The organism is Synergistaceae bacterium, assembly GCA_012521675.1.
Lineage (GTDB): Bacteria > Synergistota > Synergistia > Synergistales > Aminobacteriaceae > JAAYLU01.
Genome location: JAAYLU010000118.1, coordinates 1 through 26,518 on the forward strand (window position 1 = coordinate 1; position 26,518 = coordinate 26,518).

A 26,518-nucleotide genomic window follows, 5' to 3' on the forward strand; every position below is an offset into this window, starting at 1 on the left:
AACCCGGCAGTCAAGCCCTCCATCGCCGATGGTACTGCGGAGGCTATCCGTGGGAGAGAAGGTCGACGCCGGAAATCCCTTGAAAGAGAGAAGCGGCCGCCCAATTGGGCGGCCGCTTGTCGTCTGTCAGATCCCTCGTCGCGTTGCTCCTCGGGATAAGCGATCGACAAGGCTCGCTCCGCTTCGCCTGTCGCCTGCTTAGTTGACAAAAACGGTATGGAGTAATAATATTACTCTATACTCTTCATGAAAAGGGAGCATTATGCTTGAATCTCTTATCACATCCAAGACAAGGGTCAAACTGCTGCTGAAGTTCTTTCTGAACCCGAGCACCAGCGCATACCTGCGGGCACTCGCCGACGAGTTCGGGGAGTCCACAAACGGCGTGCGAGTGGAGCTGAACCGGCTGCTGGGGGCCGGGCTGCTGGAGTGCGCGGACGAGGGGAGGACCAAGGTCTACCGGGCTAATACGAAACACCCGCTCTTTCCGGAGCTGCAGGCCATAGCCTCGAAGACGCTGGGCATCGACCAGGTGGTGGAGCACGTGATCTCGCGACTGGGGAACGTTGAGCTGGCGCTGGTCACGGGTGACTACGCGAGCGGGATCGACTCCGGGCTTATAGACCTGGTGCTGGTCGGGAAGATCGACAGGACGTATTTCGAGAGTTTGGCGGGTAAGATAGAGGGCATGATACAGCGAAAGATCCGGCCGCTGTTCCTGACGCGGGATGAGTTCGCCCGGCTGAGGGAGAGGATAACGTCCGAGAACACCCTCCTTCTGTGGGGGGACAAGTCGGAGCTGGCATGACGAAGCAGGGGCGGAAAGCCCCTGCTTTTTCACTTCCGAAGCCGCAATTTACTGGACGAACCCTAGAAGCCGAGGTCCTCTCCCACGATCAGGACGTGAAAGTTGGTTCCTCCCGGCTTTCTCTTTATCACGGTCAGGACGTTGCAGATCCTGGTCGGCCCCTCGCAGTCCATGCAGACGCCGGTGCGAGTGCAGGGGTTGGGGCTGCCTATCCTCTTGTTGTTTATCGGGGCGGCCTTGGTGCGTATGCGCTCCTCGGCTGCGGCGACGTCCCTGACTATCTTGTTCGTTCCGGCGACGATTATCACCTTGTCAGGCCCGTAGATCATGGCGGAGACTCGGTTGCCGGTGCCGTCCATGTTGACCAGGCTGCCGTCCATCGTGACGGCGTTGGAGCCGGCCAGGAAGACGTCGCAGATCTGCTGCTGTTTTCGTATCTCGTTCTTCTGTTCGTTTGTGAGTCCGGGGGCACCGTGGTCGAGCATGGTGTTGCCTCGCTCCGCCAGCTTATCGGCGACCCCGAGCTGCTTGATGGTCCACGAGCCGCCGCAGCCGACGGACGCCGTCTCGGGGATCAGCTCCAGCAGGCGCGAGACAGCCTCCTCACGATCCGCGCAGTACTCGGCCTCGAAGCCGTTGTTCTTCAGGGCCTCCACCACCGAGCCGCCTATCATCTCGTTGTGCCAGGTTGTGAACTCGTTCATCGAACACACTCCTTTTGTTTTTTAAGATGAGCCGAGGAAGACCGTACCTGCGGTCGTCCCACTATCCGGGAATTTTGCCGAGAGATATGATCTTCTCCGCATCGACGGCGAACGCTATTCCGCCCCCGGGGCGAGTCAGGCAGGGGTTTTGGCCGAGCGTCCGAAGCAGCGGGTCGGCCTGCTCCGGACGGGCGAGGATGAGGACTATCTCCTTCTCCGGGAAGAGTGGTATCCCCAGGAACTCGACGTCCTTTTCACTGGCCGTGCCCCGGCCGTTCAGTATGACCCCCGGTCCCGAACCGGCCTCCCTGGCGGCGAAGATGATGTCGTCCGCGCACCCCCTGTTGACTATGACACATATCAGAACTCCACTGGCGTTTTCCATCTCCGGTATCCTCCGCAAAGCGCCGTCCGCCCGGGACATCGCTCCATTTTTCAGGATTCGCCGGACGTCCAGCTGGACGGCGAACCCCTGCCTGTGCCTTACCGTCCTCTCCTCGTGGGTGCCCAGGGCCTCCATTATCGACCGAGAGTCCTCGTCGGAGGCGAGGGTGAGAATGACGTCCTCCGGGGCGTCGTCGATCTCCAGAAATCTCTCCAGCCGTCCGTCGGATTTCGCCCTTCCGGGGACAACCGTCCCTCCCTTCGCACCGGCGGCTCTCGTCAGGGCCACGACCCGCTCCCCCAGGCTTCTTCTGACCACTGTCAGAATCAGCTTGCCGCCGGTTATGCCGTCTTCTCTCTTAATCGTCGTCATGAAGGACCTCCATGGGCTGTTCAGCGGCCATTCTCGCTTCCTCCTCCTTGCGTTTGAACAGTATTCCGAGTATCTGTATCGTGATCAGCGGGGTCATGGCGATCATTCCAACCACCCCGAAGGCGTCCATGACCGGGTCGCCGCCGAAGGCCGACGAGGCCCCCAGTGTGAAGGATAGCACGAAGGTGGAGCCCATGGGGCCGGATGCGACTCCGCCCGAGTCGAAGGCGATAGCGGTGAAGAGTGGTGGCGAGAAGAGGGTGAGCAGCATCGCGAGAAGGTAGCCCGGTATCAAGAACCACCATATGCTAAGGGAATAGAGAATACGCAGCATGGAGATTCCCACCGAGACGGAGACTCCGATGGAGAGGGCGATCAGGATGAGGCGCCTGGTTATGTGCCCCCCGGATACCTCCTCCACCAGCTCGTTGAGTATCCAGACGGCCGGCTCGGCCAGGACGACTATGGCACCGAGGGTGAGGCCCACGGGGAAGAGCAGCCAGCTCATAGGCGAGGCACCTATCTTCCCCCCTATCGCCGTTCCGGCCGGGAGGAAGCCTCCGTTTACGCCGATGAAAAAAAGGATGAGACCGATGAAGCTGAGCAGGATTCCCTTCACCATGCGAAGAAAGCGGCGGCGGCTCATCTTGAGCAGGGTGACCTGAAAGACGACCAAGATTGCGGCGAGCGGGCCCAGCACCATCGTGACTTCGATAATAGTCTCGGGCAGGACGTTAAGGAACGCGGCAGCAACGCTGTCCGCCCCGACGGGCAACGGCGGCACAGTCACATGGATCGGGGCGCCCTTGGCGAAGAGCCCTAGGACGAGCACGGCCATTATCGGGCCGATGGATGCCAGTCCGACGAAGCCGAAACTGCTCTCCTCCCTTTCGCTCGCCCCCTGGACCGAGGCTACTCCGACGCCCATGGCCATTATAACGGGGACGGCCATCGGGCCGGTGGTCGCGCCCCCGGCGTCGAACGCTATCCCCAGGTACTGAGGGGCGGAGAAGTATGCGATGGCGAAGAGGGGCAGATAGGACCCGAGCACAAGGTAGTAGTAGGGGGTTCGGCGCAGGACCCGCCCTATCCCCGCTGAGACGTAGAGGGCGAGCCCCGTGGCTATCATCAGGACCAGTCCGCTTCTGGATATGGACGGGGCGACCGCGGCGACCTGGTTTGCCAGGACGTGCACGTCCGGCTCCGCCACCGTGACCGAGAAGCCGATGATGAAGCCGCTTAACAGAAGCAGCCACACGTTTCTTCTCTGCATGAGCTCGGCCCCGACGAGGTGCCCCATGGGCAGGACGCCTATGTCCGACCCTATCAGGAAGAAGGCGAGTCCGACAATTATCAGCGCGCCTCCAATGAAGCACTGGATCAGAAGGGTGGTCCCTATGGGAGCGATCGTGGGGTAGAGCAGCAGGACCAGCAAGAGCACCGGCACCACGGAGATGCTGATCTCCTTTATCTTTTCGATGAAATACATATCAACCTCCAACTCGTCTTATCCATATTGTACAGCATGAAGGGCTGGAGAAGAAGAAAAATGCTCGGTCCCGCTGTTCTCTTTAGACAAATGTCCGCCTTTTGATGTACCATATCAGAGGCACGATGCATTTAAGGGGGAGATCGAAGATGAGATGTGTGAGGGGCATATTCGCGCCGATCGCCACTGCTTTCGACGAGTCCGGCGAGGTGGACCTGGAAGTATTCTCGCAGAACGTCCGCGACCTCGGGGCGACCAAACTGGCGGGGCTGGTGGTTCTAGGTAGCAACGGGGAGTTCGCGATGCTGTCGCTGGAGGAGAAGGTAAGGCTGGTCGCGACCGCGGAAGAGCACCTGCCTTCGGGGAAGATGCTGATCGCCGGGACGGGATGCGAGTCGCTTGCGGAGACGGCGGAGCTCACCAAGCGATGCGCGGATGCCGGGGCGGAGGCGGCCCTGGTGGTGACGCCCCACTACTACAAGAGGGATTTGAGCGAGGGGGCGCTGGAGCGGTTCTACACATCGTTGGCGGACTCCGCTCCGATTCCGGTCATGCTCTACAACATGCCCGGGAACACGGGGGTGAATATCCCCTCGTCGCTGACCCTGAGGCTTGCGGATCATCCTAATATCATAGGGATCAAGGACAGCGGCGGCAGCATCGTGCAGATCTCGGAGGTGCTTGCGAAGGCGCCTGCGGACTTCTCGGTGTTCGCCGGGTCGGGGAGCTTCCTGCTGCCGGTGCTGGCCATGGGCGGCGTAGGGGGGACGATGGCTGTGGCGAACGTGGTGCCGGACTACTGCGTCGAGATAATGGAGAGGTTCGAGGGGGGCGACCTGGAGGGGGCGCGCAGGATGCAGCTGGCGCTTCTGCCGCTGAACGCCGCCGTCACGACCCGTTTCGGCATAGGGGGGATGAAGGCGGCGATGGAGCTGGTCGGCCGCGGGGCGGGGATGCCTCGGCCTCCCATCCCGCCGGCGAACGAGGAGACCAGGCGCGAGATAGCCGCCATGCTCGGGGAGCTGGGGGTGGACGTGGCGGAATCGGCGGACTAAGCGATGAAATGACCATTTTCTTTCTCCGCTCGGCAAAAATCCCGGTCTGCGTGTACAATATGATAGGAGGTTTTGCTCTCGAGACTGCCCGAAGGGAAGAGATAGAGTGGAGAAGAAGTTTCAGGTCCTGATAGGCCTCGTGGGGGTGATAGCCCTTGTGGCGGTGGGCTTTGTGCTGCGCTTCGCCCAGTCGGTCTTCATTCCCCTGATCATCGCGTGGCTTCTTTCCTACGTATTCGGCCCCATCGTCCGCTACCTGGCCAGGCGACGCATACCGGCGGGTGTTGCGGTGGTGTTCGTCATGGGGATTTTCTTTGGCCTCTGCTTCCTGGGCGCTCTCTTCCTGAACACGCGCATAACCACCTTCGCCGCCGCGATACCCAAGTACTACGCCCGGCTGATGGAGATCGGAAAGACGCTGACCGCCAACATAGACCTGCCGCCGGCCTTCTGGTCGTCAATCGACTGGGGCTTCACCATACGCGGATACCTGCTGAACCTCTCCAGCTCGTTCTTCACGATAATCTCAAAGCTCGTGATGGTGATAGTATTCCTGGTCTTCATGCTGCTTGGCTCCCCCTACTTCGAGTACAAGATCAGAAAGGCATTCGTCACCCCGCACGGGGCGGAGAGGGCCCGCAAGATACTGAACACGATCTCGACGCAGATAGGCAGCTACCTGAGCACCCTGGCGATGATCAGCGCCGTCACCGGCTTTTTCGTGTGGCTGGCCTTGGAGTACCTCGGGGTCGACTTCGCCGTCACATGGGGAGTGCTGGCCTTCCTGCTGAACTTCGTCCCGACCATCGGCTCCATCGTTGCATCCATCCCCCCGATCCTGGTGGCCCTGGTGCAGTTCTATCCGGGGGTGTACATCGCCCTGCTGACGGCCCTGTCGCTTCTGACCATCCAGATGACCATAGGCAACTTCATCACGCCAAAGGTCATGGGGGACAGGCTGAACCTGAGCCCCGTGGTGGTGCTGATCTCGCTGCTCTTCTGGGGCCTCATCTGGGGAGTGGTGGGGGCGCTGATCTCGGTGCTCATAGCGGCGATCATAAAGATAGTCTGCGAGAACTTCCCAGCCCTGAACGTGATCAGCGTGATGATGGGCTCCGGCAAGTCATACCAGAAGGATTTCGAGGAGAAGCCCCAGCCCCCTGCGGCGTGAGGCTTCCCAAGCCTCTCGGAAGGAAACGGCGAGGAGGTTTTGAAATGATAATTACATCCTCTGAAAAGGGGCAAATTGTGATACCAGCCACTATTCGCAGGCAGCTCAATATTGAGGCGAAAACGAGGTTGTTTGTCAGGGTGAGGAACGGAGAGATAGTGCTGACGCCGGCCAGTGATGTCAGGAGACTGTACGGAGTGCTCGCCGATTACGCTGTTCCCGGAAGCACCGAAGAGGACGAGCGCGAGGCTATGTATCGCGCAGTGGCGGAAGCGAATGAGTGATTTGTATTGCATTGATGCGAATGTAATTCTCCGATTTCTTCTCGGGGACAACGAAGAACTTGGCCCGGCCGCAGAGGCCGTTATGCTGGCCGTAGAGAGGGGAGATTTGTCCGTCTGGTGCGACTCGGTGATTCTTGCCGAGGTTGTGTGGGTTCTTTCCTCTTTTTATAAGGTTGAACGCGCAAAGATAACAGAGTGTCTGCTTCCTCTCTTAAAAATGAAACATTTCGTAATGGCGGAAAAAGACCGCATGATAAGTGCCTTGGAATTGTTCAGCGGCCCCGTTCCTCACTTTGGAGATGCATGCCTATGCGCGGTTGCACGGGATGTATCCGAAGGACGTATTATATCGTTCGACAAAAAGTTAAAAAACGCGCCAGGGATTGTTTGTCTGGGACGGACCAAGTGCATCGATATGGGAAGAGGATCAGGCGACGCTTGATCATGCCTCCAGTGGAGCGCACGTTATTGTCACCCTGAGCGAATGCAAGAGATCTCAAGAGAACAGCCAAGCCCGGAGATCCCTCCCCTCGGCCATTTGGCCTCGGGATAACGGCGAGCCCCGGGACCGTCGCACGGCTTTTCCCCGGGTACGAGCTTCCTTAGCTTTTCGAGAAGTTTTTCCAACCGAGATCCCCTCCTTGATCTCTTGAAGGCCTCTTGCTCGCTTCTCGGCTTATCGGTTCACCCCTTGACCGAGGACCGTCGGCAGGCGTGCTTCGCGGCGCAAGGCACCTGTCAACGAAATTACACCCTTCCCTCGTGCGAGCATCGCCTGACCAGGTACATCCCGACGACGAATTTCAACGCTGCCGGCAGCATTATACGCTACGTAGGCCAGAGGATTGATCATGTGCTCCCGGAGTACCCGCACCGGGCGCGGAGGATGCGCCCATGAGCGCGGCCTATGCCCTGCCACACTATCTCGGCCGTGCGGTCCTTCCGTCTTTATAGCATAATGGAAATCCCCGAAGTGGGGTGCGGACGTTTTTTTGGACTTTACGCCGCCAGCCCTATCTTCGAAATGGAGAGGCAGCCTTCATCGCCCACAGGAGAACGCAGTCTATCTCCTTCGGGAATAGATCGCCGAACGATGTCCTATATCCACGGCGACGATGATGAGTTCGTCATCCCGTATCTCGGCCAGCAGACGGTAGTCTCCGATCCTGTAGCGCCATAGTCCGCGCAGCGGACCCGTGAGAGCTTTCCCGGAAGCGCGCGGATCGGGGCTGTTCCGAAGATGTCGGTTGATATAGCTCAAAATAAGGTGTTGCGTCTCCCGATCGAGTTTTTGTATCTTCTTCGCCGCTCCGGCATCTATTTCTACCGACCAGCCGCTCATAAATCCCCCTCGGAAAATCCGCACTCCTTCACTAAATCCTCGAAGCTCACCGTCTCTCGCTTGCTCTTCAACCATGCCGTATACACTTCGAGATCGTAGGCATCCTCGATTTTTTCGAGAAGAGACGCTCGGGCAAGCTGGGCGATGGTCATATTGTTCTCTTTCGCGTACTCCTCGACCGCCATGCGCTCTTCGGGGGTGAGCCGCACCGTTAGTGTCTTTTCCAAAGTCGCCATTTTCAGCCGCCTCCTTTGTATTGCATCGTAACACAAAGGTGTGCGGTGTCAACTCCGAACCGTTGTTCGAAGGCGAGCATTCCAGAGTTCATACCGACAGAGGCGCTCACTACCGCTGGTTTGGCTGGCTTTTCCGAAATAAGAGCCAGCAGGCCTTGAGCATAGATGAGTTCATGACAATAGCAGACAATTATCTGCACTGGTATAATGAAAAGAGAACAAAGATGTCTTTAGGTGCAAAGATCCCGTGAGAAAAGGAGGAATCGCCATGGCGAAATACGTGCTTACAGTGCTTGCCGAGGGGTTCGAGGAGATAGAGGCTATAACGCCGGTCGACGTGCTGCGGCGGCTCGACGTGGATGTGACCGTCGCGTCGCTCGACGGGCCGGTGGTCAGGGGGGCGCGCGGGATCGCGGTACAGGCCGACGCGACCCTCGCCGAGGTCGCGGACCGGGTCTTTGACCTGATCGTGCTGCCGGGCGGGATGCCTGGCGCGGCCAACCTGGCGGCCTCCGCCCGGCTCGCCGACATGCTGAGAAGGCAGCATTCCGAGAGGCGGATGATCGCGGCCATCTGCGCTGCACCCGCGGTCGTGCTGCAGCCGCTGGGGCTGCTCGGCGACGAGAGGGTCGCCTGCTACCCGGCCTTCCAGCGTCGGCTTGGCGAGGCGAACAGGACGGACGAGCGCCTATGCGTCGGCGAGAAGCTGATCACTGCCGCCGGGCCGGGCGTCGCGATGGATTTCGTCCTGGCCCTGGCGGAGCGACTGAAGGGCAAGGAGAAGGCCGACGAGCTGGCGAAGGCCATGCTGGTGGAGCGGTGCTAGGGTTTAACCCAGTGGAACGCACGATATTGTCATCCCGAGCGCAGCGAGGGATCCCGCCACGCGCTCACGCGGGGCGCAGGGCGTCGCTGAAAGGGTTTACAATCGTAGTCTGATCCTCTACTCTCAATCCTGTCTGCATGTCCTCCGAATACAACACGGTGCATTCGGCCAGTAGAGCGCAGGCCACGACCAGGCTGTCCCAGTAGGAAAACCCGTATCGTTTACGAAGATTCGACCCCTTTTGCATTGCGAATCGTTCTGTAGGAACCACTTTGTATTTCGCGTAAAATGAAGCGATCAACCGCTGGATTTCGGTCTCGGACGAATTTGCTTTTTTCAACAAGTTGAAGCATGTTTCGTTGACGACTTGTGTGCTGAGGACCACTCCAGTCCTTTGAACCACGGCTTTCGCCAAGGAGTGCTTCAAACGGTCTTGCGCCTCCACAAAGGCGTAAAGCCAGATGTTGGTATCTACAAAACAACGCTCATTGATCTCTGCATCGAGCATGGGTCTCTTCACGGCGCAGCGGTGCGAAATCCGGTATCCGGAGCGGTTCGGCGAGGAGGCGGTCGATGTAGTTGTCCTCTGTCTCCGGCCTTTCTATAAGTACGATGACTCGCACCATATCGTTGATCTGGTTGCGGTACGGATCGGGAATACGAATCATCCCGTCCGATACCTTTGCCTCGAACTCCACGGCCAGCATAGTGTACTCCCCCTTTCGCCGCGATTGCCTCGTGATTATACCACGGGAAGGTACCGGAAAGTATTGCGCTGCTCTTCGCGTCTTGAGAAGAGCAGCGCACTGTGTCAAGCCCTACCTGCGTCGTCCGGAGGCCTTTCCGAGGATCGGCAGCAGGCCTATCAACAGGACTGCCGGGAAGCCCGCGCTGTTGCATCCGCCGCCGTCACCGTCGCCGGGGGTCGGGTTGGCCGGGGCGTCCACCACCGCGAACGAGTAGAAGTTGCCGCCCAGCGCCTCGGCGTCGAACTCCCAGGAATCCCCTTCGTCGAACGCCCTCAGCCTGTCGCCCGCGGCGCACCAGAGTATGCTGTCAACAGTGTCGTACTCGATGCTCCATACGAACCCCGGCCCGCTCACGTCCCTGTACTCAGATCCTATCGAGCCGTCCGCCAGCTCCTGGAGGGTCGTGCTGAAGATCCTGGCGTTGAAGCGCGACCAGTCCTCGCTGTAGGCCCCTGCCAGGATGTAGACGTCGCCGTTCGGAGCGAAGGTTATGTCGCGGAGGTCGTAGTTCCAGCCGTCCGTCTCTATGTCACCTGCCCTCAGCAGGGTCTCGACCTCGAGTGTGTCCGGGTCCACTCTCTGAATGACGGAGTTGCGGTTGAAGTCGCCGCCCCTCTGCGCGCCGCCCGTGCAGGCGACGTAGATCATGCCGCCGTGGACCTTCGCCGAGAAGGGATTCCTTCCTACCGTCGCCCTTCCCGCCTCCTGAAGATCAGCTGTCAGCTTGACGAGCCTGCCGCCGTTGTAGTCGTAGTTCGGGTAGTCGCCCTTCTCCTCGTTGAAGAGGGCGAACACGTGGTCGCCCGCGCGCGCCGTTCCCTGCCCGTGGGCGTTGTAGCCGTTCGTCGCTCTGTAGACGAACGATCCCGCGGGCGAATAGTCGCTTTCCGTGTTGAACGCGGAGACCTCTGAATTGTCGTAGCCGACGACGTAGAGACTCTCCCCCAGTGACGCCGCGCCGCGGCAGTTGACCAGCCCCTGCCACTGGGCCTCCTTGAGCGGCCTCCTGTAGCCCCCGCGCGCGTCGTAGATCCAGACCGTGTCCGGGCGGCCGAATGTGTACTGGGAGAGCAGCACCCGCAGGTCCCCCGCGCCGTCTCGGAACGTGTGCAGGGAGTGGTCGCCTCCCAGGTTGGTCACAATCCTCGGCGCGGCCGGCCCCGGGATCCCGGAGGGGGAGACTATCACCCTGCCCAGGCTTCCCGAGGTGTAGGTGTCGTCGACCACCGTGTAGACCACGCCCGCATGGGCGACGGACGCCGCCAGCAGGGCTGCTGCTAGGATGAAGATTCGCATGAAACGCCTTGTCAACATGTATGCTGCCTCCTTTGTGTATTTAGAAAAACCAGTCTAGAGTAAGGTAGAAGCTCCTGCCCTGGAAGGGGTAGTACATGGTCCTGTCCGGCCCGGTACCACCTCCTTCGCGCAGCACCTCCGGCCCCCTGTTGAACAGGTCGTCCACCCCCGCCGACACTCGCAGCGAGTCCGACAGGTCGTACTTTCCGCCCGCTCCCACCGTGAGAAGGTTCCCCGATCGGACTGTCTCCGCACTGTCGAAGTACATGTCCCCTGTGTAGTGGAGCTCGGTAAAGAGAGAGCCTCTGCCGCCCGCGATGCTCCTCGCGACGCGCAGCAGTCCCTCCAGCTCCGGTCTGTTGGGAAGGCGCATTCCGTGCCTGTAGTCGCCCGGCGTCTCGTTCACCGCGTCCATCCAGGTGAAGGACGTGAACACCTCCCACGGGTCGCGCCGCATGGTTGACTCGACCTCCAGCCCGTACACCCTGGACTCCCCGATGTTCTGGTAAATTCCGAAGCGGGGGCTGGTCATGACGAACTCAATGAGGTTCTTCGAGCGCCCCGCGAAGAGCGTTGCCTCCGCGTCGATCAGGAATCCCAACGCCTCGCCGCTCCACATCACGCCAAGGTCGGCTCGCGTGCCCTCCTCCCACTTCAGATCAGGCGCCGGGCGGATGCTTGCCCCGTCCCCGTAGCGCTCGTACAGATTGGGATAACGGTTGTAGGAGCCGAACGAGGCTCGCCACGACAGTCCGTTTCCGAACTCCTGGACGAGCCCCGCACTCCAGGAGAATCGTCCTTCGCCGTCCTGAGCGCTCCATCGCAGCAGGGGCGTGAAGAGCAGATTCCCCTCCCGCCCCAGGGAGATCGTGTCCTGCAGGTGGACGTTCAGGCTGTCCTGGGAGAAGGAGTCGCGCCCCCCGAGGCGCTGAACCACGTCCCCGCGCACGTCCAGATTCTCGCTAGACCAGTCGATCAGGAGCTCCGCGAGGTGCGAGTCGCCTATCGGCAGTGAGGCATCGACCGCGAAACCGACGCGCCGCGACCGGTACTCGTTGTGCCTCTCGCCAAGCCCGCCGATCACGTCGTCCGGGTCGTTGTACTCCTTGAACCGGTCAAGCCAGTCGGCCCTCCACCCCCAATCGAACTCGCCCGAGACATACCTTCGGCCGACCGAGACGCTCCACTGGTCGGTCCCGAGCCATGCGCCGCGCGGCCTCGGTTCGTCCGGCCTGTCGAATCCCGGCGCCGGAGGCGGCAGACCCCGCTCGTCCTCCCGCCACGATAAACGCGCGTGCCAGTCGTCGTCCTCCCACTTCAGCAGCAGGTTCTTCCGATCGAAGTGATTGTGCCTGCGCCTGGCGTCGTAGTCGTCCTCCGGGGTGTAGGGGGTGTCGTTGTCGTTCCTGTACTCGAAGTCGCCGTCGCTTCTCTCCGCGGACGCGCCAAGGTAGAATCGCCCGTCGCCCAGCGGCGTGCTCCACGACAGTGCTCCGCTCTTACCGCCCCATGAGGACGCTCCCAGCGACGCGCTGCCTCCCGCACTGGTCGGCCTCTTCGTTACGATGTTGATGACTCCGCCCATCGAGGCACGGTTGAAGCGCGACGGGACGTACCCTCGGTAGACCTCGATGGCCTCGACATCGCTCACGGGGATGGTGGACAGATCCACCGCCGACTCGCTGCCGAGGTTGGCCAGCACTCCGTCCACGTACACCGCCACCTGCGCCGACGTGCTTCCCCTGACGGACGCGACTGTATAGGCCCCCCGTCCCCTCGCCTCGATCACGTGCAGTCCGGGGACCCGCTTCAGCAGGTCGGGGAGGCTCTTCTGTTCGCCCTCCATCTCCTCCGGGCGAACGACAGTGACCGCTCCGGGAGAGAAGGGCTCCTCGTCGCCGATAACGTCGGCGGTCACGATCTGCTCGGGCAGCTCCGCCTCGAAAGCCGCCAGTTGTGTCGAGCAGCAGAGAACTATAAAAAGGGCGACCGCGTTCGCCCTGGAAAAACCGAATACTCTCACCAGGAATCCACTCCTCGAAGATATAGCATCAGTTCAGCCGAAAGACGATGGAAGCAGTCGCCCGCACCTCTCCCGGATGGTCGAACCTCCACTGTTTAACCGCCTTCAGGGCCGCCTCGTCAAGCCTGGACGAGCCGCTGCCGACGGCGACCGACGCGTCCGCGACCCGGCCGGAGCGTATCGTGAGCAGCAGCCGGACGACCCCCTCCTCCTTGCGCCTGCGCGAGAAGAGAGGGTATTCAGGAGGCGGCTGCGACAGAATGCGCAGCGTCTTAACATCCACAGGGCCCGCCTTCGCTTCGGTCGATCCCGTAGCGCCCGCGGGCCTGCCCGCGTCCGGTGATTTCGCGACCTGCGCGGGGGCACCAATGCCGTCATTGCGCCCGTCCTCAGGCGGATCGACAGCGGCCGCCGGGGGCTTTGCCTGCGGAGCCGGGAGCTCCTTCGGCCTTGGCTGCGGTTTGGGCTTCGGCTGGGACTTCGGGGCCGCTTTACTGGCCGGTTCAGGCCTCTTCTCCGGCGGCTTGGGCGCGGGCCTCTCGGGCTCGGGAGCCGATACGGCCGGCTTGGGCGATTCGGCCTTCACCGCTCGCAGCACCAGGCGAAACTCCCCCGGCCCCTCCCTCCTGGTCTCGCTCGCCCCCGGCGCGAGAAGCAGCAGGGAGTGAAGGGCCAAACTCGCGCACAGGGCGGGCGCCCACCTCCTCACGGCGAATCCTCCCCCTGCAGCGCCAGCCCCGCCGAGGTCAGCCCCTCGCGCCGCAGGATCTCCAGCACGCGGGCGACAGAGCCGTAGGGGGCCTCTTTGTCGCCCGCCAGCAGCACCTCCCGCTTATCGGCCACGGCATCGGCGGCCAGAGATGCAAGCTCTTCCGAAGCCGCCTCCTCTCCGTCCCAAAGGACGACGCCGTCCTTGCGGACTGTAAGCAGCAGAGGGCTCTCGCCTATCTCGGAAGCGGTCTCCCCCTGAGGCAGATCGACCTCTATCTTCCCCTGCAGGAAGTTCGCCGTCAGCACGAAGAAGATTATCAGGATGAACAGCACGTCGATGAGGGGCGTGATGTCCAGCTCGGCCCTCGCGCGCCTGCTCATTCGTCCCCCTCCCGCCTGAATCTCTTCCTGGTGAGGAAGTCCGCCCCTCGCCTCAGACACTCCTCCTGCGAGTCGATGCGGCCTGCCAGCATCGAATGGACGAAGAGCGTCGGTATCGCCACCGTCAGCCCGGCCACGGTGGTGTAGAGGGCCTTCCATATTCCGCCAGTGACCGCCGAGGCGGTTATCTGCCCGCCATCGTGCAGAGAGGCGAACATCTCGACCATGCCGAGCACCGTGCCCAGGAGCCCCAGCAGAGGAGCGGCCCGGGCGGTCATCTCGAGAAAGGGGAGGCGCTTCTCCCATCGGAATATCTCCCGGCGAATCTCCTGGTCCAGCAGCAGCGCCATGTCCTCCCTGTCTATGCGCCAGTGGGCCAGAGCGGCCTGGAAAACCCGGTGCAGCGAGCTGCGGGACGAAGAGGCGATCTCGCGCGCGTCGTCCAGCCTGCCTTCGCTAAGAGCGGGGCCAAGCCGCGCCTCAAGTCCCGCGGCGTCCGTCGAAGACGCGAAGAAGAAGATAAGCCTCTCCACCGCCACAGTCGCGGCGGCAACGGACAGAGCCAGCAGCGCCCACATCAGAGCGCCCCCCGCCTGCATATAGGAAAGTATCGCGTTCACCTCCATCGATCGTTCCTCCTCCCTCGCCCTATGAGCAGCCACAGAAAGAACGCCGAGCCTATGCAGGAGGTCAGCACTCCCACCGGAATCTCGGCGGGCGCCCAGAGGGTCCGAGCGGCCGTGTCGCACAGGACCAGGAAGCCGCCGCCGAAGAAGAGGCTGGCGACGCACAGGCGCGAATGCTCCGCCCCGACCAGCGAGCGGCAGATGTGGGGGGCGACCAGCCCCACGAAGCCGATGGGGCCGCACACGGCGACGTTCATCCCCACCGAAAGGGAGACCGCCAGGAAGAGCAGCCATCTCACCCTCTCGACCTGGACCCCGCGGCTCATGGCTATCTCCTCGCCGCAGACCATCAGGTCAAGCTCGCGCGAGAAGGCCGAGGCCATGAAGAGGATCAGCAGCATAGCCGGGACCGCCGCGCCGAGGGAGGAGAAGCCGACCGTCTGGATCCCGCCCATCGACCATCTCATCACCCTGAACGTGTCCACGTAACCGCCGCCGTACTGCAGAATCATGTTCAGGCTGCTGAAGAGGAAGCTCACCGCGACCCCCGACAACAGCAGCGTCCCCTCGGAGATCCCCCCGCCGCGGAGCCGCCACGCCGCGCAGATCGTGGCTACCGCCGCCATCGCGCCCAGAAAGGAGCATACCGACAGGGACGAGAGGAGCCCGAAAAGGGTGAACGACAGACCGTATCTTATCGAGACCACGGCGCCGAACGCAGCTCCCGTCGAGACGCCCAGCATGTCCGGGGAGGCGAGCGAGTTTCGGAAGAGGGCCTGGAAGACCATCCCGCACAGCGAGAGTGTCGCCCCGGTCGTCCACCCCAGAAGGGCGCGCGGGATGCGCAGCTCTCTCAGGATGCGCCCCCCCGAGCCCTCGTCCGCGATGTCCGCGAGGGAGAGGCTCTGCATCCCTATGAAGGGGGCGGTCGCCAGGCAGACGAGCGACAGTACTATGATCGAGGGCATGACCAGCCGCCTCATCCGACCATGCTCCGGGGCGCTATGTAGGGGGCCCTCGCCCCCTCGCCGTCGAGGGCCAGGAATTCCGTGCCGAATATCTCGCGCAACAGGCTTGTGTCGGCGAAGAGGCGCGCCTCTCCGCTGTGCGCCAGCCTGCCCTCCTTGAGCGCGATCACCCTGTGCGCGCTGCGCAGGGCGGGGTTGACGTCGTGAGTGACCATGACCACCGAGATGCCGCGCTCCCTGTTGACCCGGTCGACCAGGGCAGCTGCCTCGGCCTGGCTTCGGTAGTCGAGCGAGGTCGCGGGCTCATCCAGGAAGAGCATCTCCGACGTCTGGGCCAGAGCCGCCGCCAGCAGCGCCCTCTGCCTCTCGCCGCCGCTGAGGCTGAACATGCGCCGCTCCGCCAGCCCCGATATCTCCGTCAGGTGAAGCGCTTCGTCGACTATCTCCCGGTCGCGCGGGCTCTCTCCGCCGAACGGCTGTATCCAGGCGTAACGGGAGAGGGAGACGAAGTCCCTCACCGAGAAGGGAAGCATGTCCGTGCCGGTCTGCGGAATCCACGCGATCTTGCGGGCGATCTCGCGACCCGACAGTTTGCCGAGCGGCCTGCCCTCCAGCAGCACCTCCCCCGAGGTCGGCCTGATCAGTCCGCCGAGGCACTTCAGAAGGCTGCTCTTCCCGGCGCCGTTCGGCCCGATCACGGCCACGAACTCCCCCCTGCCGACCGACAGGGAGATGCCCTCCAGGATGACGGAGCCGGACAGGGACAGTCCGACAGAGCGGGCCTCAAGCAGGGGCGTCATCGCGATACCTCCCGTTCGGGATGGACTATCTCCGCAAGTGCGCGCAGGATGCGCCACATCTCCGGCCCCGGTCGCAGGAAGACCGTCCCCTCCAGCACGTGCACCCGCCCATCCCTCGCCGCGCGAGTGTCCGCGCTGTCCACCCACTGGCGCTTCAGCCGCTCCGTGTCGAAGACAAGGTCCTCGTCGACCGGCTCCATCGAGTGGTAGTAGCCTCGGTCGCCGACCAGGTCGATGATCACGTCCGGGTCGACCTTCGCCAGCCCCTCGGGGGAGAGCATCGGATAGGGGGATCCCCCCGGCGGAACAGCGTTGACCCCGCCCGCCAGCTCCAGCAGCTCGTCGTAGAAAGTGCCGCGCCCCGCCGCGTAGAATGCCGATATGCTCGGCTCCGACAGCTCGCGCGACACGCACATCAGCACCCGTGTACGTTCGCTCCCCTCGGTCGTGCCCTCGGCAGCGCGCGAGATCTCCCGGCGCAGCTTTCCCATCATCTCCGATGCCTCCTGGGAGGCGTCGCAGACCAGGCCAAGCTCCTCGATGGAGGCCAGCACCTCCTCCAGAGTGGACTGCCGCAGCATCACGTACGGAATGCCCAGCTGTTCAAACTGCGGGGCGAACTGGGCGTGTATGTCCTGCATCACGACCAGGTCGGTCTCCATCGCCAGCAGCGATTCCAGCCCGAATGCCGCGAACCCGCCGATCTGCGGCTTCAGGCGGGCCTCCTCCGGCGTGTCGCAGAACTCCGTCACCGCGGCGATTCTGTCGCCTTGTCCGAGCGCGAACAGAATCTCCGTGCCGACGGGCGTCAGCGACACTATCCTGTTCGGCGCCGCCGCGAGGGGCGAGGTGAAGAGGGTCGCCGCCAGGATCAGCGCACTTATCCGGACTTTGGTGCTGATTCGCATCGACTCTTTCCTCCAAAAAATGAGGAGGCCCGCGGGCCTCCTCAAGTGATAAAAAACAGGGTGATACATGCCCGCGCACAACACCCAAATGCCCTCCGGCGATTTTCTGGCTCCCGGAATTCAGTCCGGTCACAGTGGCGGGGCCGCTCCGGTTTTTCACCGGATTGCTCGACGGAGAACGCATATTCTCTTTTTACGGTCTAATTCTAGGCCCTCGGGGGACTCGAGTCAATGGGGAAAAGGATGGATTCTTCCGTCTCCGAACTCCACCTCGTAGGCTTTGCGCAATTCGTCATGCGAGATCGAAAGGAGGGCGCATCTCTCGTTCGAGCGGGGCAGGACCATCAGGGGGGTGCCGGAGCGGAACTTCTTGTCTCGTGCCAGGAAGGGGGCGATCTCCTCCCACGTCATGTCGGGGCGGTGAGGAATCCTCAGGGCAGTCAGGAGACTATCGAGCCGGGATAGAGTCTCCTCGTGCAACATTTCCTTCTTGACGGAGAGGCGGGCTGCTACCATCATACCGGCAGCTACAGCGTCCCCATGCCTCCAGCGGAAGCCCGAGGCGGCCTCGAGCGCGTGCCCGACAGTGTGTCCCAGGTTCAGCCGCGCGCGAACCCCCGTCGTCTCGTGCTCGTCCTCGTTCACGACGGCCAGCTTCATCCGCGAGCACTCTGCCACCAGAATTTTAAGCGCTGGCAACGCCCTGCGCAGCACGGGGCGCGCATTCTCCTCCAGCCAGCCGAAGAAGCTCCACTCCTCGCCGAGGCCGTACTTGACCGCCTCCGCAAGCCCCTGTCTGAAGTCCTCGTCCGTCTGGGAGCGCAGACAGCCAACGTCGGACACCACCCACTCGGCCGGGTGGAATGCGCCGACCAGGTTCTTGCCCTCCGGAAGGTTCACCGCCGTCTTGCCGCCTATTGCACTGTCTATCTGGGCCAGCAGGGTGGTAGGGCACTGTATCAGAGCGACTCCCCGCATCCACGTGGCCGCGGCGAAGCCGGCCGTGTCGCCCACAACACCGCCTCCCAGGGCTACGATGCTTCCGTACCGGTCCACGCCGGCTGCTGCCAGGGAGGAGTAGATCCTTGACAGGCTGTCCAAGCTCTTGGCATCCTCCCCTCGCGGCAGAGTGAAGAGCCCGCGCCGATCGCCCAGGAAGTCCGCGAACAGCGGGCCTGTTATCTCGTCGGCGACCACGAACGGGAGGGATTTTAGCCCTACGATACGAGGCAGCTGCGACAGCAATCCCTCTCCGACAACAATTGTGGTGGCGGCGCCCTGTCGCAGCAGCACGCGATCTTCGGCCTCCTGCGCGCAGCGTCGAGTCACCTGGCAATCGGCATCTGCCATGATGGGGCCTCCTCTTGCAGCGCGTTTATAAGCCGGGACGTTCGCGACATCAGGTTGGCGAAGTCGTCGAGCGTCAGCGACTGCGGTCCGTCGCACAGCGCCGTCTCCGGGGAGCAGTGGACCTCGAGAATCAGTCCGTCGGCTCCGGCGGCGAGAGCGGCGAGGCTCATGGGCGCTACGAGCTCGCGCCTGCCGGTGGCGTGGCTTGGGTCCACGACGATAGGCAGGTGGGTCAGCGATTTAACCAGCGGAACTATGCTAAGGTCGAGCGTGTTGCGCGTGCTCTTGTCGAAGCTGCGTATCCCCCTCTCGCAGAGTATCACCCGCTCGTTGCCACCGGCGAGGATGTACTCCGCCGCCTGCAGCCACTCGTCCACTGTGGCGGACATTCCGCGCTTCAGCAGCACCGGCCTGTCCAGCTCGCCCAGAGTCCGAAGAAGGGGGTAGTTCTGCATGTTGCGGGTCCCCACCTGGAGGATGTCGATGTGCGGAGCGATCCATTCAGCCTCCTCCGGAGACATGACCTCCGTGATCACCGGCAGCTCGGTTGCAGCGCGAGCCTCCTTCAACAGTGCTATTCCCTCGCTGCCGAGCCCCTGGAATGCGTAGGGGTGGGAGCGCGGCTTGAACGCCCCTCCGCGCAGCACGTGGGCCCCCTCGCGGCTCACTCCCCTGGCCGTGTCCATCAGCTGCGCCCTATTCTCCACCGCGCAGGGGCCGGCCATTATCACGGGTTCGCCATCGCCGATCCACAGCCCCGGTGCCAGCTCCATCGGGCGCGGGTCGCCCCCTATCTCCCTGCTGGCGAGGGGGTAGCAGCAGGACGTGACTCGTACGCTGCTCACGCCCGCAAGCCCCTCGAAGGCCTCCGAGTCCGCGGTCGCCGAGACGTCGGCCGACATCACGTACGACCGCCCGCCCCCCGGAGCGACCCTGTAACCGCGACCAGCCTCCGCGAGCGATTCGCACACTCTGTCCAGGTCCCTTCCAGTGCTGCCGTCCGCCATCTCGACCACCATCATGTCCTTCTCCTCCTTTTTTGATATGTCCATAAGACAAAAAACCGGAACCGGGCGTAGAAACCCGGTTCCGGCCTATATCTTCTTTTTGCTCCGCCTGGTCCTGTCCCTTGCTAGACAGGAGAGGGCGGATATAAAGAAGCCGAAGACGGATCTCTACGCGAACATTGGCCGGTGGCGTAATAATACAGCCACAGGCCGCCAGTAAACGCGAACGCAAAGAATCCGCCGTCTGCTGCGAAGTTCGTGTTCATGGCCCTGCTCGCCATCGCGACCGTCTCCCTTCCTGAATAATCCCCCCTCGGGGGCTGTTGGGTGAACATGCTAGACCAGTAAACGCTATTTGTCAAGTCCAAAATCGCGATTTATTACGGGAAAGTGATAATGTCATCCCGAACGCCCGACGGCACAGCTCCGCAAGACCCGGACTACAGCGATTGCAGGTAGCCGCAGAACTCCCCGTAGTTCGTGGCGGCGTTAAAACACTTATTCCATCTCCTGTATGCCGCCTCTCTCCTGTTCTTCCTGTCTTTTTTCGGCTCGTTCAGCATGAGGCTCAGACTCTCCGCGATTCCCGCGGACGTAACGTCCCTGGGCATGAGAAGTCCGCCTCCGTCGCCGTCATGGACGAGCTCCGAGGTTCCTCCCACGTCGGTCGCGACTGTCGGAATCCCTCTGCTGGACGCCTCCATGATCGACACCGGGATCCCCTCCGACGAGCTTGCGTTGAGAAAGACGTCCACCGGGTTCGTGTCGTAGTAGTTCAGCACCTCTCTGTTGGGAAGCTCCCCCTTGAATTCGATGCGGATGTGGGGTTTCTCCTTCATGATGTCAGCCGCAAGTCTCCTGACTTCAGGAAGCTGTGGCCCGTCTCCGATGTGGGTCCAGAGGACAGGGTAGTCCAGTTGTCCGATGGCCTCCGCCATGAGCGGCAATCTCTTTATCGGCCTCGCGAAGGAGCAGGAAGCCACGCGAGCCACTCCGTCGGCAGAGGGCCGCGAGATCCCTCCACCGTGCACGCCGAGGAGGGAGGTCCTTATGTCGCCTCTGGCGATGCCGCCGTATTTTCCCTTGATGTAGCTGGTTCCGTGGTCGGATACAGGAAGCACCGCGTCCAGTCTTGAGACCAGGTAGTTCTGGAAGGGACAGTAGTTCAGGTCGTTCTCCTCTTCGTACAGATCGAACCTGTGAGACCTGGCGGCAAGGGGCGCGGGACGCCCCAGTCGGTCGAGCGCGAGCTGAGCCGCCAGAGCGGAGGTGGAAAGCCAGTAGCTGTAGACAACCGAGGGCTTATGGCGAACGATCAATTCCTCTATCGCCGGAGCGATATAGCCGGCAACCGCGGCTTGCCGCAGCATCGCCGGAAGCGCCCTGCTCTTTCGCATGATCGCCTTCCTACGGGAGAGGGCCTCCTCTCCAACGGCATGAATGCCTCTGGGCAGAGAGACAGCGCCTATTGCGATCTTCTCGAGGAGCCCCCGCCTGCCTCCGTTCAGCAGACGTCGCACGTCGTCCGCGACGATAACGTTTTCGGGAACGGCGCGAGGCGGTCTTGTGTCGTCCCCGCCCATCGGGACGACGCAGACAGTGTCGAAGGCCTCGGCCAGGTACGGTATCTCGTTCTCGATGAAAAACTCCGCGGGGTAGTACGGGTAGGAGCTGGTCAGAAAGAGAAGGGTTTTCATACTATGCCGTGCCTCTGTTCCTTAAGGGATTACGGGAGGGGGGCCAGGCGCGGCATGCTCGGCTCCATCGGTGCGCCCACTCGCAGCACCATGTCGAAGTCGCTCGGCTTGCAGCTCTGGCAGATGGCGGAGTCCCCCCTGGCCGCGAGGTAGAGGGCGGCGTCCGTGTCGTCCCACCCCCATGCTGCGGTGATCAGACGCTGAATCTGGCGAGCGGCGTCGCGCTGAACAGAGACGAATTCGGGCCCGCTCGCCACGGCGTGCAGCATGCCGCGCGATTCCACCAGCGGCCAGTCGATCTGGAAGTCCTTGACCAGCCCCAGGCGCACTATCACGCTTCCGGCTATCTCGACCCCCGAGCCGCCTATCTCCCCGTCGCCCATCGATGCATGCAGGTCGCCCAGCTGAAAGAGGGCGCCCTCTGTCCGCACGGGAAAGTAGGCTCTCGCTCCCGCCTCGATCAGCTTGCAGTCCATGTTTCCCCCGTGAGGTCCCGGGTCCTCGCACGCTACCTCGCCGCTCGCCGGGGCGGTCCCCATTACCCCCACCATCGGCCGCGCGGGGAAGAGCAGGTCCTTGAAGCGCAGCACTCCGTCCAGGACCTCTACCTCCCTGGTGCGGAGCTCGCACCAGTCGCCCATCGGCCCATAGCCGGGCATGGTGCACAGATAGCCCCTGTCGGCGATGTCGATCGACAGGATCTCGGCGCATAGAGCGTCGCCCGGCTCCGCTCCCTCGACGTACACCGGTCCGGCGGTCGGGTTGAGCTTGCTGAAGTCTATCTCGGTCGTCAGGACCGACTCGTCCGTGATCTGTCCGCAGAAGCAGTCCTGGACGACGAAGCGCACCGTGTCGCCGGGCCGAACCCTTGCGACGGGCGGGTGGTCCGGCGAGAACGAGAATACCGAGTCGGAGACTGTTATCATTGCTGTACCTCCCGGTTGATTGCTTTCGGCTATTGTAGCAGAAAAGGGAGCGGATGCCGCGTTCTCTTCGGTGATATACTTGGGCGTGAAAGGGCGTTAAGTCAAGTTTTTTATCATTCTTCAGGGGAGGCGACAAGAATGAAGAGAGTGGTTGTGCCCATCGACGGCAGCGATACCAGCAAGGGCGTGGTGGACTACGCGATCTACTACGCCAACAGGGAGGAGGCGGCGGAGATGCTCTTCCTGCACGTGATGACGATACTGGAGCACGAACCGGTCTTCTACGGGGAGGCCGAGGTGATACTGCCCCCGTCCGACGACACGGTGAAGGAGGAGTTCCGGAAGTTCATCGAAGAGCGAATGGAGGTCGCCGGCCAGAGGATTCCGAGGATGTCCATATCGGTGCGCAAGGGGAGGGTCTACGACCAGATAGTCCGATTCGCCGAGGAGGAGGACGCGGACATCATCATGATCGGTCACCGGGGCTTGAGCCCGATGCAGCGCTTCTTCCTGGGCAGCGTGGCGGCGAAGGTCGTCGCCCAGGCGCCGTGCAGCGTGTACGTGCACCGGCCGAAGGAGAAGAGGGAGGATTATCGGTAGAGCCGCGCCATTGCGTGTATGGTGCAAAATACATTTTGCGGCGCGGACATACGAGGGCGAAGGTGGTACAATAGGAATACAATTTGAAGGGGAGGGCGCTAGCGCTAGCCCTAATAATCCTGGAAGGGAAGTTGATGTCCGATGAAGACGGAAAACGCTGTGACTGTGTCCGGGACGCTCCATCTGATCAAGGTCGACGCATCGACCGCCGGCAAGCCCAAGAAGTACCTGTCCTTCTCCATACGCCAGGAGACGCCGGGGGCGGATGGAAGCGTCCGTAAAGATTTTCTGCTGGCCAGGGTGTACGATCCGAAGCTCCAGGAGTCCTTCAGAGGGCTGGAGGAGGGGACGCTGTTGCGGGTGCGCGGGGATGTGCGCTCCTCGCTGGGCAGCGGCGAACTCTACATCAACGCGCTCGAGATAGAGAAACTGGTGTAATTCAAGCCTCGTTCTTTCAGTGCTGCCCGGGCCGACAGGAATCCGGCCCTTGGTGGTGGTCTTGTCTTTTTTTCAGCCGAATCAGACTGTCTTTAGGGGGAGATCTTACGAGATTCCGGGACTCTTTTCACCCTTACGCAATGACCACGATCCTCTTCTGGTCGCTGGCCTTCGTGACCACCCGGCTGGCGCTCCACCACTTTTCCGTGTACTCGCTGGGGTTTCTCAGGTACCTGGCGGCCTCCCTCACCCTGCTCCCGGTCGCGCTCGCCACGGGGATCAAGCCGCCCCGGCGGGAGGACATCAAGTGGTTCGCCGCGGCCGGTGCACTCGGTTTTTTCTTCTACATGATAGCCTTCAACAAGGGGTGCGAGACGGTGAACGTCTCCACCAGCAGCGTCATCATGGCCACGGTGCCGGTGATGACCGCTCTCTTCGCCCGCATGGTCTTGGGCGAGAGCCTCAGGGGAGTGCAGTGGCTGGCCATAGCCATTGAATTCGCAGGGATCGTCGTGCTCACGATGAAGGACGGCGTCTTCACCATAAACAGCGGCATACTGTGGCTGCTTCTCGCCGCCGTCTCTCTGTGCGCCTACAACCTGCTGCAGCGCTTCCTCACCAGGAGCTACTCCGCGCTGCAGGTGACCACCTACGGCATATTCGCCGGTACAATCATGCTGGCGGTCTTCCTTCCCGGTTCGATAGAAGAGGCGCGCACCGCCTCCGGAACGCTTCTATCCTACGTGGTCTTCCTGGGGGTATTCCCCAGTGCGATCGCGTACATAACGTGGGCCAAGGCCTTCATGAAGGCCGAGCGCACGTCCTACGTCACCAACTACATGTTCATAACGCCCTTCCTTACTACGCTGCAGGGCTTCCTGATCGTAGGAGAACTTCCGGACTCAGCCACCGTCGTAGGGGGCGCTATCATCCTCTCGGGGGCGTTCCTGTTCGCCTTCGCCTCAGGCAGGCCCGCCGACGCGGTAGAGTAGCGGGCTGCTCGGGACGACAAAACATAGGCCTTGCTCCTTTGCCTAGCGCACCAACAGCCAGCCTCCCGCGAGCAACAGCAGGATACCCGCCGCCCTGTACAGGTCGAGCGGGCGGACGGGCACGCCCAGCCAACCCTGCGTGTCGATCAGCACTCCCGTGAGAAGCTGCCCCACTATGATCAGTGCTATCATCGCCGCCGCGCCCAGGCGGGGCAGAGTGACGTTGATCGTCAGGAAGAGCACGACGCCCAGGGTACCGGAGACCAGCATGTACCAAGGAGCGGAGGCCCACTCGCCTATCCTCTCTCCGCCCCTTTGCAGCACCAGCATGAGGGAGAGCAGCAGCCCCCCAAGGTGGACTATCGCGCTGCCGGCCGCCGGGCCGATCCTCTGTCCCAGCGCACCGGCGAGAGGCGACTGCAGACCGACCGCAACGCCCCCGGCCAGCCCGATCAGGATTACAAGTATTGTCTCAAGCATGGACTATCTCCTCTCGTCGAGTCGAGGGTATCATACCACGCGCGCCGGGCTACGGTCAGTCAAGCCAGGTCAACAGCTTGATCTTCGTGACGCTCCTTCCATCGAGCGAGACGTAGAATTCCGTGTAACCCGAGAAATCCGTCCAAATAAGCGTCGATTCCTCGCAGAAGATGGGGGCTCCCGCTTCGAGAACCACATCCGACACGTCCGCCCCTATTTTCACTCGCTTGCCAAGCGTGAGGCCAGGTGCCGGAAGGTCGATTCCGAGCAGGCCGGAGCCGCCGTCCGACTCGAAGTAGATGAGCTCGAAGCCCGGATAGTTCAGAGTGTAGTAGTCGACAATGCTGCTGGGGTCGTGATCCGATGGAATGGGTATGTGTTCCTCCGAGGCGGGCTTGCCGAAGCGCTCTTTCGCTCCCTCGTGGTTATGTGGCAGCTGGTCCAGGACCGCCATGTGAAAGGCCTCGAACTGTTCGTAGACATCCATGTCGTAGGACCTGTCCCTATCCTCCTCCGTCAGAAACCGAACGTGATGCCCGTACACCCATCCCTCCACCGCGCCTTCAGCCATCACTCCGTACCAGGGGTGCTTGTCCCCCCTTCTTTCCTCCATCACAAGCAGGAAGTCGCCGTTCGACAGGCCGGAGATCCTGCCGGCGGAGGTCGACGGCTCGCTTCTCATATTCACTCCGTTTCCAGTCACCCTCGCCACCCTCATCGCCGCATCCGCCGAAGCGCATGCCGCCATGAGCACGCATGCCGCCGTCAGCCCCAAGAACGCCCCTCTCATCGTAAATCTTTTCACTATCGGATGCCTCCTTCGTCCTCTCTTTCCCCGCTGCTTTGCCAGCTTCGCAATGATAGTCCATGGAAGAAAGCCGCGCAACTGCACTCCGGGCGGGAAAAGGATATAATCTGCATGTGAGGGAGGGATGGCGGGATGAGGGAGAGACCTCTTGTCGGTGGAATAGAGGCGGGGGGGACGAAGATAGTCTGCGCGGTCGGGAGAGGGCCGGACGATCTGACCAGGGCCGTCTTTCCCTCGGGGTCGGATCCGGAGACGGCGCTCGGAGAGGTTCTCGGATGGCTGCTCGCTGAACAGGCGAGACGCGGGCTGCTGCGAGCCGTCGGGATAGGGTCGTTCGGCCCTGTGGACCTGGACCGCGCCTCTCCGCGATACGGCTTCATAACCTCCACGCCGAAGCAGGGATGGCGCGACACAGACGTGCTCGGCAGGGCGAGGCGCGCCTTTGCGAACGTCCCGGTCGCGTTCGACACGGACGTGAACGCCGCTGCGCTCGGCGAGAGGAGATGGGGGGCTGCGAAGGGGCTGGACGACTTCGTGTACATCACCATCGGCACCGGAATAGGAGCCGGGGTGGTGACTACAGGAAAGCCGGTACACGGACTGGTGCACCCGGAGGCGGGGCACATGCGCATCCCGCGCTTTCACGGGGACGGCTTCCCCGGAGTCTGCCCCTACCACGGAGACTGCTGGGAGGGGCTGTGCTCGGGGCCCGCGATGAAGGCACGCACGGGGATGGCGGCGACGGAGATCTCGCCGGACTCGGAGGCGTGGACGCTGGAGGCCCGCTACACGGCCCTCGCCCTCGGCAACATCGTCTGCACCCTGTCGCCCCGGCGCATAATCCTCGGCGGCAGCGTGCCGAAGGGCGGCCTGCTCGGCGCGGAGAGATTTTTCGCGATGGTGCGCGCCGATCTGCGCGACGTTCTAAACGGATACGTTGTGTCTCCCTCGCTGGAAGAGGGGATGGACGAATACATCGTTCCCCCGGGCCTGGGCGACGACGCCGGTGTCTGCGGAGCTCTGGCCTTGGCCCTGGACGAGCTGGACCGAGCAGGGCGATAGAGGGGATCCAGCGCCGGCGCCGCT

The 26,518-nt window shown here is 62.4% G+C and carries 31 protein-coding genes and 1 riboswitch; of the genes, 10 read left to right on the top strand and 21 right to left on the bottom strand.

What is annotated here, in order from left to right:
- Positions 1-262 precede the first annotated feature (262 nt).
- Complete coding sequence (locus GX181_10395; GenBank protein ID NLM72349.1) at positions 263-808, top strand: ArsR family transcriptional regulator; 546 nt, start codon at positions 263-265, stop codon at positions 806-808.
- A 62-nt stretch (positions 809-870) separates the two neighbouring features.
- Here GX181_10395 and GX181_10400 read toward each other — a convergent pair whose 3' ends face one another.
- The 3 genes from GX181_10400 to GX181_10410 form a co-directional block, all read right to left on the bottom strand.
- On the bottom strand, positions 871-1,512 hold the full coding sequence (locus GX181_10400) for a lactate utilization protein (GenBank protein NLM72350.1): 642 nt from the start codon (positions 1,510-1,512) through the stop codon (positions 871-873).
- Between the two features lie 61 nt (positions 1,513-1,573).
- Positions 1,574-2,269 (bottom strand): hypothetical protein, encoded by a 696-nt coding sequence (locus GX181_10405; protein NLM72351.1) that lies wholly within the window; start codon positions 2,267-2,269, stop codon positions 1,574-1,576.
- Entirely contained in the window at positions 2,256-3,758 is a 1,503-nt protein-coding gene (locus tag GX181_10410; protein NLM72352.1) for a DUF1538 domain-containing protein, read from the bottom strand. The genes GX181_10405 and GX181_10410 overlap by 14 nt, the downstream gene beginning before the upstream one ends.
- 149 nt (positions 3,759-3,907) lie before the next feature.
- Here GX181_10410 and GX181_10415 point away from each other — a divergent pair, with 149 nt between their 5' ends.
- The 4 genes from GX181_10415 (at position 3,908) to GX181_10430 (ending at position 6,710) form a co-directional block, all read left to right on the top strand.
- The gene (locus tag GX181_10415) at positions 3,908-4,813 is read left to right on the top strand and encodes a dihydrodipicolinate synthase family protein (protein ID NLM72353.1); all 906 of its coding nucleotides are present in this window, start codon (positions 3,908-3,910) and stop codon (positions 4,811-4,813) included.
- Positions 4,814-4,940: 127 nt separating this feature from the next.
- Positions 4,941-5,984, top strand: a complete 1,044-nt coding sequence (locus tag GX181_10420; GenBank protein NLM72354.1) for an AI-2E family transporter — start codon at positions 4,941-4,943, stop codon at positions 5,982-5,984.
- A gap of 44 nt (positions 5,985-6,028) precedes the next feature.
- Complete coding sequence (locus GX181_10425) at positions 6,029-6,268, top strand: AbrB/MazE/SpoVT family DNA-binding domain-containing protein (GenBank protein ID NLM72355.1); 240 nt, start codon at positions 6,029-6,031, stop codon at positions 6,266-6,268.
- Entirely contained in the window at positions 6,261-6,710 is a 450-nt protein-coding gene (locus tag GX181_10430) for a type II toxin-antitoxin system VapC family toxin (GenBank protein ID NLM72356.1), read from the top strand. Before GX181_10425 ends, GX181_10430 begins: the two co-directional genes overlap by 8 nt.
- Positions 6,711-7,331: 621 nt before the next feature.
- Here GX181_10430 and GX181_10435 read toward each other — a convergent pair.
- Positions 7,332-7,610, bottom strand: coding sequence for a type II toxin-antitoxin system RelE/ParE family toxin (locus GX181_10435; protein NLM72357.1), 279 nt, complete (start codon positions 7,608-7,610; stop codon positions 7,332-7,334).
- On the bottom strand, positions 7,607-7,846 hold the full coding sequence (locus tag GX181_10440; GenBank protein ID NLM72358.1) for a CopG family transcriptional regulator: 240 nt from the start codon (positions 7,844-7,846) through the stop codon (positions 7,607-7,609). Before GX181_10440 ends, GX181_10435 begins: the two co-directional genes overlap by 4 nt.
- Positions 7,847-8,114: 268 nt before the next feature.
- Between GX181_10440 and GX181_10445 the strand changes: the two genes are divergently transcribed.
- Positions 8,115-8,672 carry a DJ-1/PfpI family protein gene (locus GX181_10445; protein NLM72359.1) on the top strand — a complete coding sequence of 186 codons (558 nt, stop codon included), beginning with the start codon at positions 8,115-8,117 and terminating at the stop codon, positions 8,670-8,672.
- A gap of 64 nt (positions 8,673-8,736) precedes the next feature.
- On the opposite strand, the gene GX181_10450 is transcribed toward GX181_10445, so the two are convergent.
- From GX181_10450 to GX181_10515, 14 genes are all read right to left on the bottom strand, one after another.
- A complete protein-coding gene (locus tag GX181_10450; protein NLM72360.1) occupies positions 8,737-9,180 on the bottom strand; it encodes a PIN domain-containing protein in 444 nt (147 codons plus the stop codon).
- Positions 9,158-9,379 carry a hypothetical protein gene (locus tag GX181_10455; GenBank protein ID NLM72361.1) on the bottom strand — a complete coding sequence of 74 codons (222 nt, stop codon included), beginning with the start codon at positions 9,377-9,379 and terminating at the stop codon, positions 9,158-9,160. Before GX181_10455 ends, GX181_10450 begins: the two co-directional genes overlap by 23 nt.
- A gap of 111 nt (positions 9,380-9,490) precedes the next feature.
- Positions 9,491-10,735, bottom strand: a complete 1,245-nt coding sequence (locus GX181_10460) for a hypothetical protein (protein ID NLM72362.1) — start codon at positions 10,733-10,735, stop codon at positions 9,491-9,493.
- Between the two features lie 22 nt (positions 10,736-10,757).
- Positions 10,758-12,740, bottom strand: a complete 1,983-nt coding sequence (locus GX181_10465; protein NLM72363.1) for a TonB-dependent receptor — start codon at positions 12,738-12,740, stop codon at positions 10,758-10,760.
- A 28-nt stretch (positions 12,741-12,768) separates the two neighbouring features.
- Entirely contained in the window at positions 12,769-13,449 is a 681-nt protein-coding gene (locus GX181_10470; protein ID NLM72364.1) for a TonB family protein, read from the bottom strand.
- Complete coding sequence (locus GX181_10475; protein ID NLM72365.1) at positions 13,446-13,832, bottom strand: biopolymer transporter ExbD; 387 nt, start codon at positions 13,830-13,832, stop codon at positions 13,446-13,448. Before GX181_10475 ends, GX181_10470 begins: the two co-directional genes overlap by 4 nt.
- The gene (locus GX181_10480) at positions 13,829-14,443 is read right to left on the bottom strand and encodes a MotA/TolQ/ExbB proton channel family protein (protein ID NLM72366.1); all 615 of its coding nucleotides are present in this window, start codon (positions 14,441-14,443) and stop codon (positions 13,829-13,831) included. Before GX181_10480 ends, GX181_10475 begins: the two co-directional genes overlap by 4 nt.
- A gap of 5 nt (positions 14,444-14,448) precedes the next feature.
- Entirely contained in the window at positions 14,449-15,441 is a 993-nt protein-coding gene (locus GX181_10485; GenBank protein NLM72367.1) for an iron ABC transporter permease, read from the bottom strand.
- The gene (locus tag GX181_10490) at positions 15,438-16,226 is read right to left on the bottom strand and encodes an ABC transporter ATP-binding protein (protein NLM72368.1); all 789 of its coding nucleotides are present in this window, start codon (positions 16,224-16,226) and stop codon (positions 15,438-15,440) included. Before GX181_10490 ends, GX181_10485 begins: the two co-directional genes overlap by 4 nt.
- Positions 16,223-17,134, bottom strand: a complete 912-nt coding sequence (locus GX181_10495) for an ABC transporter substrate-binding protein (GenBank protein NLM72369.1) — start codon at positions 17,132-17,134, stop codon at positions 16,223-16,225. Before GX181_10495 ends, GX181_10490 begins: the two co-directional genes overlap by 4 nt.
- A 102-nt stretch (positions 17,135-17,236) precedes the next feature.
- A riboswitch (cobalamin riboswitch) is annotated at positions 17,237-17,300 on the bottom strand.
- A gap of 62 nt (positions 17,301-17,362) precedes the next feature.
- Positions 17,363-18,484: a 3-dehydroquinate synthase gene (locus tag GX181_10500; GenBank protein ID NLM72370.1), complete on the bottom strand. Its 1,122-nt coding sequence runs from the start codon at positions 18,482-18,484 to the stop codon at positions 17,363-17,365.
- On the bottom strand, positions 18,460-19,506 hold the full coding sequence (gene aroF / locus GX181_10505) for a 3-deoxy-7-phosphoheptulonate synthase (GenBank protein ID NLM72371.1): 1,047 nt from the start codon (positions 19,504-19,506) through the stop codon (positions 18,460-18,462). Before aroF ends, GX181_10500 begins: the two co-directional genes overlap by 25 nt.
- Positions 19,507-19,931: 425 nt before the next feature.
- Positions 19,932-21,188 carry a glycosyltransferase gene (locus GX181_10510; protein NLM72372.1) on the bottom strand — a complete coding sequence of 419 codons (1,257 nt, stop codon included), beginning with the start codon at positions 21,186-21,188 and terminating at the stop codon, positions 19,932-19,934.
- Between the two features lie 29 nt (positions 21,189-21,217).
- The gene (locus tag GX181_10515) at positions 21,218-22,114 is read right to left on the bottom strand and encodes an acetamidase (GenBank protein NLM72373.1); all 897 of its coding nucleotides are present in this window, start codon (positions 22,112-22,114) and stop codon (positions 21,218-21,220) included.
- A 138-nt stretch (positions 22,115-22,252) separates the two neighbouring features.
- Here GX181_10515 and GX181_10520 point away from each other — a divergent pair, with 138 nt between their 5' ends.
- From GX181_10520 to GX181_10530, 3 genes are all read left to right on the top strand, one after another.
- On the top strand, positions 22,253-22,714 hold the full coding sequence (locus GX181_10520; GenBank protein NLM72374.1) for a universal stress protein: 462 nt from the start codon (positions 22,253-22,255) through the stop codon (positions 22,712-22,714).
- A gap of 141 nt (positions 22,715-22,855) precedes the next feature.
- Entirely contained in the window at positions 22,856-23,152 is a 297-nt protein-coding gene (locus GX181_10525) for a DNA-binding protein (GenBank protein ID NLM72375.1), read from the top strand.
- A gap of 140 nt (positions 23,153-23,292) precedes the next feature.
- Positions 23,293-24,144 (top strand): DMT family transporter, encoded by an 852-nt coding sequence (locus GX181_10530; protein ID NLM72376.1) that lies wholly within the window; start codon positions 23,293-23,295, stop codon positions 24,142-24,144.
- A 42-nt stretch (positions 24,145-24,186) separates the two neighbouring features.
- Here GX181_10530 and GX181_10535 read toward each other — a convergent pair whose 3' ends face one another.
- Positions 24,187-24,624 carry a DMT family transporter gene (locus GX181_10535; GenBank protein NLM72377.1) on the bottom strand — a complete coding sequence of 146 codons (438 nt, stop codon included), beginning with the start codon at positions 24,622-24,624 and terminating at the stop codon, positions 24,187-24,189.
- 55 nt (positions 24,625-24,679) lie between these two features.
- Positions 24,680-25,429 carry an SH3 domain-containing protein gene (locus tag GX181_10540; GenBank protein NLM72378.1) on the bottom strand — a complete coding sequence of 250 codons (750 nt, stop codon included), beginning with the start codon at positions 25,427-25,429 and terminating at the stop codon, positions 24,680-24,682.
- Positions 25,430-25,564: 135 nt separating this feature from the next.
- Here GX181_10540 and GX181_10545 point away from each other — a divergent pair, with 135 nt between their 5' ends.
- On the top strand, positions 25,565-26,494 hold the full coding sequence (locus GX181_10545) for an ROK family protein (GenBank protein ID NLM72379.1): 930 nt from the start codon (positions 25,565-25,567) through the stop codon (positions 26,492-26,494).
- Positions 26,495-26,518 lie beyond the last annotated feature (24 nt).

Bases quoted from the DNA above. Each gene is read 5' to 3' on its own strand.
- GX181_10405 (NLM72351.1), bottom strand. From the start codon at position 2,269: ATGACGACGATTAAGAGAGAAGACGGCATAACCGGCGGCAAGCTGATT.
- GX181_10395 (NLM72349.1), top strand. From the start codon at position 263: ATGCTTGAATCTCTTATCACATCCAAGACAAGGGTCAAACTGCTGCTG.
- GX181_10520 (NLM72374.1), top strand. From the start codon at position 22,253: ATGAAGAGAGTGGTTGTGCCCATCGACGGCAGCGATACCAGCAAGGGC.
- GX181_10475 (NLM72365.1), bottom strand. From the start codon at position 13,832: ATGAGCAGGCGCGCGAGGGCCGAGCTGGACATCACGCCCCTCATCGAC.
- GX181_10445 (NLM72359.1), top strand. From the start codon at position 8,115: ATGGCGAAATACGTGCTTACAGTGCTTGCCGAGGGGTTCGAGGAGATA.
- GX181_10500 (NLM72370.1), bottom strand. From the start codon at position 18,484: ATGGCAGATGCCGATTGCCAGGTGACTCGACGCTGCGCGCAGGAGGCC.
- GX181_10510 (NLM72372.1), bottom strand. From the start codon at position 21,188: ATGAAAACCCTTCTCTTTCTGACCAGCTCCTACCCGTACTACCCCGCG.
- GX181_10435 (NLM72357.1), bottom strand. From the start codon at position 7,610: ATGAGCGGCTGGTCGGTAGAAATAGATGCCGGAGCGGCGAAGAAGATA.
- GX181_10410 (NLM72352.1), bottom strand. From the start codon at position 3,758: ATGTATTTCATCGAAAAGATAAAGGAGATCAGCATCTCCGTGGTGCCG.
- GX181_10515 (NLM72373.1), bottom strand. From the start codon at position 22,114: ATGATAACAGTCTCCGACTCGGTATTCTCGTTCTCGCCGGACCACCCG.
- GX181_10490 (NLM72368.1), bottom strand. From the start codon at position 16,226: ATGACGCCCCTGCTTGAGGCCCGCTCTGTCGGACTGTCCCTGTCCGGC.
- GX181_10525 (NLM72375.1), top strand. From the start codon at position 22,856: ATGAAGACGGAAAACGCTGTGACTGTGTCCGGGACGCTCCATCTGATC.
- GX181_10455 (NLM72361.1), bottom strand. From the start codon at position 9,379: ATGCTGGCCGTGGAGTTCGAGGCAAAGGTATCGGACGGGATGATTCGT.
- GX181_10535 (NLM72377.1), bottom strand. From the start codon at position 24,624: ATGCTTGAGACAATACTTGTAATCCTGATCGGGCTGGCCGGGGGCGTT.
- GX181_10460 (NLM72362.1), bottom strand. From the start codon at position 10,735: ATGTTGACAAGGCGTTTCATGCGAATCTTCATCCTAGCAGCAGCCCTG.
- aroF (NLM72371.1), bottom strand. From the start codon at position 19,506: ATGATGGTGGTCGAGATGGCGGACGGCAGCACTGGAAGGGACCTGGAC.
- GX181_10450 (NLM72360.1), bottom strand. From the start codon at position 9,180: ATGCTCGATGCAGAGATCAATGAGCGTTGTTTTGTAGATACCAACATC.
- GX181_10495 (NLM72369.1), bottom strand. From the start codon at position 17,134: ATGCGAATCAGCACCAAAGTCCGGATAAGTGCGCTGATCCTGGCGGCG.
- GX181_10400 (NLM72350.1), bottom strand. From the start codon at position 1,512: ATGAACGAGTTCACAACCTGGCACAACGAGATGATAGGCGGCTCGGTG.
- GX181_10530 (NLM72376.1), top strand. From the start codon at position 23,293: ATGACCACGATCCTCTTCTGGTCGCTGGCCTTCGTGACCACCCGGCTG.
- GX181_10485 (NLM72367.1), bottom strand. From the start codon at position 15,441: ATGAGGCGGCTGGTCATGCCCTCGATCATAGTACTGTCGCTCGTCTGC.
- GX181_10545 (NLM72379.1), top strand. From the start codon at position 25,565: ATGAGGGAGAGACCTCTTGTCGGTGGAATAGAGGCGGGGGGGACGAAG.
- GX181_10440 (NLM72358.1), bottom strand. From the start codon at position 7,846: ATGGCGACTTTGGAAAAGACACTAACGGTGCGGCTCACCCCCGAAGAG.
- GX181_10425 (NLM72355.1), top strand. From the start codon at position 6,029: ATGATAATTACATCCTCTGAAAAGGGGCAAATTGTGATACCAGCCACT.
- GX181_10415 (NLM72353.1), top strand. From the start codon at position 3,908: ATGAGATGTGTGAGGGGCATATTCGCGCCGATCGCCACTGCTTTCGAC.
- GX181_10430 (NLM72356.1), top strand. From the start codon at position 6,261: ATGAGTGATTTGTATTGCATTGATGCGAATGTAATTCTCCGATTTCTT.